4 protein-coding genes are annotated in these 4,375 nt (G+C 70.4%); all 4 read right to left on the bottom strand.

All coding sequences use genetic code 11. The features are described 5' to 3' along the window. On the bottom strand, window positions 1–273 hold a 273-nt coding region (locus AC1DY5_RS43895; protein ID WP_478120690.1), incomplete at its 3' end, for a hypothetical protein. 20 nt (window positions 274–293) lie between these two features. After that, window positions 294–647 (bottom strand): hypothetical protein, encoded by a 354-nt coding sequence (locus AC1DY5_RS43890; RefSeq protein ID WP_478120689.1) that lies wholly within the window; start codon window positions 645–647, stop codon window positions 294–296. Between the two features lie 32 nt (window positions 648–679). Next, window positions 680–3,787 carry an efflux RND transporter permease subunit gene (locus AC1DY5_RS43885; protein ID WP_478120688.1) on the bottom strand — a complete coding sequence of 1,036 codons (3,108 nt, stop codon included), beginning with the start codon at window positions 3,785–3,787 and terminating at the stop codon, window positions 680–682. A gap of 15 nt (window positions 3,788–3,802) precedes the next feature. Beyond that, window positions 3,803–4,375, bottom strand: a 573-nt coding sequence (locus AC1DY5_RS43880; protein WP_478120687.1) for an efflux RND transporter periplasmic adaptor subunit, incomplete at its 5' end; no start/stop codon positions are given.

Here is a 4,375-nt window from a genome sequence, read left to right as displayed (position 1 = left end):
GCCCAGGGGTTGCACCGTCGGCAGCGCGGCCAGCGGCAGCGCCGGCGGCGGTGCCCCGGCGGGCAGGCACAGCGGGCAGTCGAGATGACCGRCGGCGGGTGCCTGGGCGCCGTCGTCGATCAGGACCACCAGCATGCTGGCGCCGGCGGCCGAGCAGACGATTTCCATCGCCTTCGGCTGCACCAGCGGGGCGGCCACCGCGACGCCGAGCGACAGCGCGAACCATGCCAGCACGAAGCTGGCGAGGAGGCGGGCGCGGCGAAGAGCGGGCATGGGGGCGATTATGTGGGTTCTCAGCGTGACGGCGGGTCGACCGGCACCACGGTGGTCGAGCGCTGCGAGCGCACCGTCTCGGTCGCGCCCGGCACCGGCTCGCCGGCTGGCGTGACCACCGTGGCACGGCGGTCGGGTGTGCGCGTGGTCACGTTGGCGGGCGGGCCGCCGCGCGCGCGGTCCAGCGCGGCACCGGCGTCGCGTACGCAGGCGTCGCGCTCGGGTGCGGGCAGCTTGCCGCTGTTGCAGACGGCGAGCTGCCGCTGATGGCGCTCCTGGGCCTGCTGCAGATCGGTCGGCGTCTGGGCGGCGGCGCCGAGCGCGGTGGCCAGCAGCGCACCGCACATCGCGGCACGGAAAACGGATCGAGTCATGGTGTGGCTCCGTCGGGGGGACGGAGGAGAGTCTATCCCGCGCCGTGAACCGCGTCCGGCTTCGCCTCGGGCGCCGCCGGCTTGCCGCGCAGGCGACGCACGGTGCGCCGGATCCAGCCCTCGACGTCGTCGACATAGGTGAACACCGCGGGCACCACCAGCAGGCTCAGCACCGTCGAAGTGATCAGCCCGCCGATCACCGCCATCGCCATCGGCGAGCGGAAGCTCGAGTCGGCGGTACCGAGTCCAACCGCGATCGGCAGCATGCCGGCGCCCATCGCCAGCGTGGTCATGATGATCGGCCGGGCCCGCTTGTGGCAGGCATCGCGCAGCGCGTCCCAGCGCGACAGACCACGGTCACGGCGGGCGACGATCGCGTACTCCACCAGCAGGATCGAGTTCTTGGTCGCGATGCCCATCAGCATGATGAGCCCGATCAGCGAGGGCATCGACAGCGCCTTCTGGCCGATCAGCAGGCCGACGAAGGCGCCGCCGAGCGCCAGCGGCAGCGCGCAAAGAATCGTGATCGGATGCAGGAAGTCCTTGAACAGCAACACAAGCACGATGTAGATGCACAGCACGCCGGTCAGCATCGCCAGGCCGAAGCTCGCGAACAGCTCGGTCATGACCTCGGCGTCGCCGACCTCGGCCACGCGCACGCCCGGGGGCAGGCCGCGGATCGAGGGCAGGTTCATGGCCGCCTCCTTGGCGTCGCCGAGGCCGACGCCCGACAGCTCGATCTCGAAGTTGACGTTGCGCGTACGGTCGTAGCGGTCGATCACGGCCGGGCCGCCCTCGACCGTGAGCGCGGCCACCTGGCCCAGCATCACCGGGCCGCGCGTGCCGGGCACCGCCAGACGTTCGAGCAGGGCGAGGTTCTGGCGCGCAGAATCCTCCAGCTTGACCACGATCGGCACCTGCCGCTGTGCCAGGTTGAGCTTGGGCAAGTTCTGGTCGTAGTCGCCGAGGGTGGCGACGCGCAGCGTCTCGGCGATCGCCGAGCTCGTGACGCCGAGATCGGCGGCGCGCGCGAAGTCGGGCCGGACCGCGATCTCGGGCCGGATCAGGCTGGCGGTGGAGGTGATGTTGCCGAGGCCCGGGATGGTGCGCAGGTCGCGCTCCACCGCGCGGGCCGCGGTTGTCAAGGCGGCCGGGTCGTCGCCGCTCAGCGCCAGGATGTATTTCTCGCCCGAGCCGCCGAGGCCGACCGTGCTGCGCACGCCGGGCAGCGATTCGAGCGCGGCCCGGATCTGATTCTCGATCACCTGCTTGCGCGGCCGGTCGCCGCGCGAATCGAGCTGGATCGTCAGCGTGGCCTTGCGCGTCTCGGGCGTGCCGAAATTGGCGAACGGGTCGCCGCCCGCGCTGCCGCCGCCGACCGTGGTGTAGACGCTGCGCACGTGGTTGATCGCCATCACGCGCCGGCGCGTCTCCTCGGCCGCCGCGGTGGTCTGGGCCAGCGTGGCGCCGGGTGCCAGCGACAGGTAGACCTGGGTCTGCGAGTTGTCGTCGGGCGGGATGAAGCCGGTCTTGAGCAGCGGGATCATCGCCACTGAGCCGAAGAAGAACAGGGTGGCCAGCACCATGGTCGTGAAGCGGTGCTTCAGGCACCACTCGGCCATCCGCATGTAGATCACGAGCCAGCGCGGCTCCTTCTCGGCGCCGACGATCGGCTTCAGGATGTACGCCGCCATCATCGGCGTCAGCATCCGCGCCACCACCAGCGAGGCGAACACCGCGAGCGCGGCGGTCCAGCCGAACTGCTTGAAGAACTTGCCGGCCACGCCGCTCATGAAGGCGGTCGGCAGGAACACCGCGATCAAGGTGAAGGTGGTGGCGATCACCGCCAGCCCGATCTCGTCGGCTGCTTCCATCGCCGCCTGGTACGGCGACTTGCCCATGCGCAGGTGGCGCACGATGTTCTCGACCTCGACAATCGCGTCGTCGACCAGGATACCGACCACCAGCGACAGCGCCAGCAGCGAGACCACGTTGATCGAGAAGCCCAGCAGGTACATGCCGGCGAAGGCCGGGATCACTGACATCGGCAGCGCCACCGCCGAGATGAAGGTGGCGCGCCAGTCGCGCAGGAACAGCCAGACCACGATCACGGCCAGGATTGCGCCCTCGTAGAGCAGGTGCAGCGAGCCTTCGTATTCCTCCTCGACCGGGGCGACGAAGTTGAAGGCCTCGGTGAGCTGGATGTCGGGCCGCTGGGCGCGCATCTCGGCTAGCGCCTTCTGGATCGCGGCGCCGACCTCGACCTCGCTGGCGCCGCGGCTGCGCGCCACCTCGAAGCCGACCACCGGCTTGCCGTCGAGCAGCGCGGCGGCGCGCGGCTCGGCGATGGTGTCGCTAATGCGGGCCACCTCGTCGAGGCGGATGCGGCGGCCGTCCTGCAGCGCGATCTGAATGGCATCGAGCTGGTTGGCCGACTGCACCGTGGCCAGCGTGCGCACCGGCTGCTCGCTGCCGCCGACGTCGGTGCGGCCGCCCGCGCTCTCGGTCTGCACCAGGCGCAGCTGGCGCGAGATGTCGGCCGCGGTGGCGCCGAGCGCCTGCAGCTTGGCCGGATCGAGATCGACATGCACCTGGCGAGTGACGCCGCCGACGCGGTTCACCGCGCCGACGCCGGGCAGCGCCAGCAGCTTCTTGGTGATGTCGTTGTCGACGAACCAGGACAGCGCCTCGCCGTCCATCTTCGAGGATGCGATCGTGAAGGCCAGCACCGGCTGGGCCGCGAAGTCGAGCTTGGTGACCACCGGATCGCGAACATCGGCCGGCAGGTCGGCGCGCACCCGCTGCACCGCCGAGCGGACGTCGTCGACCGCCTCCTGCACCGGCTTCTCGAGTCGGAACTCGATGATCAGCGTGGCGGCACCATCCTGCACCTTGGTCGTGATGTGCTTCAGGCCCTGGATGGTGGCGATCGCGTTCTCGAGCTTGCGCGCGACGTCGTTCTCGAGCTGCGAGGGCGATGCGCCCGGCAGCGCGGCCGAGACCGTGACGGTCGGCAGGTCGATGTCGGGGAAGTTCTGCACCTTCATCGCGTTGAAAGACAGCAGACCGGCGAAGGTCAGCAGCACGAACAGCATCACCGCCGGGATCGGGTTGCGGATGGACCAGGCCGAGACGTTCATGGCGGCTCCTTCACTTCACTTTGCTGCGGCTTCGATCGCGGGCTTGGCGCCGGCCGACGGCGCCTCGACCACCCGCACCAGGTCGCCGTCGTTCAGGAAGCCCGCGCCCTGGACCACCACGCGCGCATCGGCCGGCAGCGGGGTCGTGATCTCGACCCGGTCACCGACCCGGCGGCCGGTCTCGACCTTGAGCTGCGCGACCCGGTTGTCAGGTTGCAGCAGCAGCAGGTAGTTGAAGCCGTCGCGCGGCACCACCGAGGCCTGCGGCACGGTCAGCGCGCTGGTGCGGCCGAGCTGGAAATCGCCGCGCGCGAACATGCCGGCCTTGAAGCCGGTGTTCTGCAGCACGTCCGGGATGTCGACATAGACCAGCGCCGCGCGGGTCTGCGGGTCGACCGTCGGTGCGATGCTGCGAACCTTGCCGCTGACCTGGGCGCCGCTGGCGCTGGTGATCACGGCCGGCGTGCCGACCACGATGCGTCCGAGTTCGGACGAGGTGACCTCGGCGCGCCATTCGAGCCGGCCCTGGCGGACCATCCGGAACAGTTCGGTGCCGGCCGAGACGACGCTGCCGACGGTGGCGGTGCG

Source organism: Variovorax sp. P4_D9 (genome assembly GCF_056401695.1).
Note: the sequence above shows the minus strand (reverse complement) of the source record. Positions and strands in the feature narration are given on the sequence as shown.